Annotated in this window: 2 tRNA genes and 1 rRNA gene; all 3 read right to left on the minus strand. The window is 48.6% G+C overall.

Annotated elements, in window-relative coordinates:
- Nucleotides 1-370 precede the first annotated feature (370 nt).
- Nucleotides 371-446 (minus strand) — tRNA-Ala (locus tag H150_RS0113330).
- 34 nt (nt 447-480) lie between these two features.
- Nucleotides 481-557 (minus strand) — tRNA-Ile (locus H150_RS0113335).
- Between the two features lie 75 nt (nt 558-632).
- Nucleotides 633-2,174 (minus strand): 16S ribosomal RNA (locus H150_RS0113340).
- Between the last annotated feature and the right edge of the window lie 162 nt (nt 2,175-2,336).

The following is a 2,336-nucleotide window of genomic DNA, read 5'->3' on the forward strand; positions in this document are numbered from 1 at the left end:
AATTGGACAGTTGACGTGTCTTCCTTCTGCTTGATTCTCTTCATGTTAAAGCTTACTACTTGGTTGTTACAACCAACGCCTTTTGAATTCGTTGATTGCAGATACAATCATCACCCAAATTTACTGTGTTATTTAAGCGGCCTGTAAAGGCTGTCTAAACAACAACATTGTCTTTTGTTTGTTGATTTCGGCTTTCTAATTTTTTAAAGATCGATGCGTCGCTTTTGTGTGTTTCGCTTTGTACTGCTTGTCCGCTAACACGCTTCGCAAATCAAAGAAGACTGAAAGTATATCATCTCTTTATTAAGAGTGAAATAAAAAACAGCGTCAGCTGTCAATCGTCTTTGATTTGCAAAGTATTTTAGTTCATTGGTGGAGGCAAACGGGATCGAACCGATGACCCCCTGCTTGCAAAGCAGGTGCTCTACCAACTGAGCTATGCCCCCAATGTTCCACAACCTTACTTGTTACCAAGTTTGATGGTGGGTCTGGGAGGACTTGAACCTCCGACCCCACGCTTATCAAGCGTGTGCTCTAACCAGCTGAGCTACAAACCCAGGTCGTTGCTACTTGCATCTTTATTTTACAGTTTACCGATAAGTGTGAATGCGTTAAGCCTCTTCTATCTCTAGAAAGGAGGTGATCCAGCCGCAGGTTCCCCTACGGCTACCTTGTTACGACTTCACCCCAGTCATGAAGCATACCGTGGTAAGCGGACTCCTTACGGTTATCCTACCTACTTCTGGTATCCCCCACTCCCATGGTGTGACGGGCGGTGTGTACAAGACCCGGGAACGTATTCACCGCAGTATGCTGACCTGCGATTACTAGCGATTCCGACTTCACGCACTCGAGTTGCAGAGTGCGATCCGGACTACGATCGGCTTTATGAGATTGGCTCCACCTCGCGGCTTGGCTACCCTCTGTACCGACCATTGTATGACGTGTGAAGCCCTGGTCATAAGGGCCATGAGGACTTGACGTCATCCCCACCTTCCTCCGGTTTGTCACCGGCAGTCTCATTAGAGTGCTCAACTGAATGGTAGCAACTAATGACAAGGGTTGCGCTCGTTGCGGGACTTAACCCAACATCTCACGACACGAGCTGACGACAGCCATGCAGCACCTGTGTTACGGCTCCCGAAGGCACTCCTCCGTCTCTGGAGGATTCCGTACATGTCAAGACCAGGTAAGGTTCTTCGCGTTGCATCGAATTAATCCACATCATCCACCGCTTGTGCGGGTCCCCGTCAATTCCTTTGAGTTTTAATCTTGCGACCGTACTCCCCAGGCGGACAATTTCACGCGTTAGCTACGCTACCAAGAGCTTTTAATCTCCCAACAGCTAATTGTCATCGTTTAGGGCGTGGACTACCAGGGTATCTAATCCTGTTTGCTACCCACGCTTTCGAGCATGAGCGTCAGTGTTATCCCAGGGGGCTGCCTTCGCCATCGGTATTCCTCCACATCTCTACGCATTTCACTGCTACACGTGGAATTCTACCCCCCTCTGACACACTCTAGTTATCCAGTTTCAAATGCACGTCCCAAGTTGAGCTCGGGGCTTTCACACCTGACTTAAATAACCGCCTGCGCTCGCTTTACGCCCAGTAATTCCGATTAACGCTTGCACCCTACGTATTACCGCGGCTGCTGGCACGTAGTTAGCCGGTGCTTATTCTTTAGGTACCGTCATCACTCTTGGATATTAGCCAAAAGCTTTTCTTCCCTAACAAAAGTACTTTACAACCCGAAGGCCTTCTTCATACACGCGGCATTGCTGGATCAGGCTTGCGCCCATTGTCCAAAATTCCCCACTGCTGCCTCCCGTAGGAGTCTGGGCCGTGTCTCAGTCCCAGTGTGGCGGATCATCCTCTCAGACCCGCTACTGATCGTCGCCTTGGTAGGCTTTTACCCCACCAACTAGCTAATCAGACGTCGGCCGCTCAAATAACGCAAGGTCCGAAGATCCCCTGCTTTCCCCCGTAGGGCGTATGCGGTATTAGCCACTCTTTCGAGTAGTTATCCCCCATTACTTGGTACGTTCCGACGCATTACTCACCCGTTCGCCACTCGTCAGCAAGAAAGCAAGCTTTCTCCTGCTACCGTTCGACTTGCATGTGTAAAGCATGCCGCCAGCGTTCAATCTGAGCCAGGATCAAACTCTTATGTTTAATCTCTAAGCTTACTATTTAATTTCTGGTCTGCTTCTCAAAGAAAAAGAGCGAGAAATGATTAAAAATCATATCTTGTCTTTACTTCTTTAGCAGTGTGAGGCTCTTCGCACTCACACTTATCGGTAATCTGTTTTTTAAAGAGCTGTGCTGTGAAACTTG

The organism is Vitreoscilla stercoraria DSM 513, assembly GCF_000382305.1.
GTDB classification, from domain to species: Bacteria; Pseudomonadota; Gammaproteobacteria; order Burkholderiales; family Neisseriaceae; genus Vitreoscilla; species Vitreoscilla stercoraria.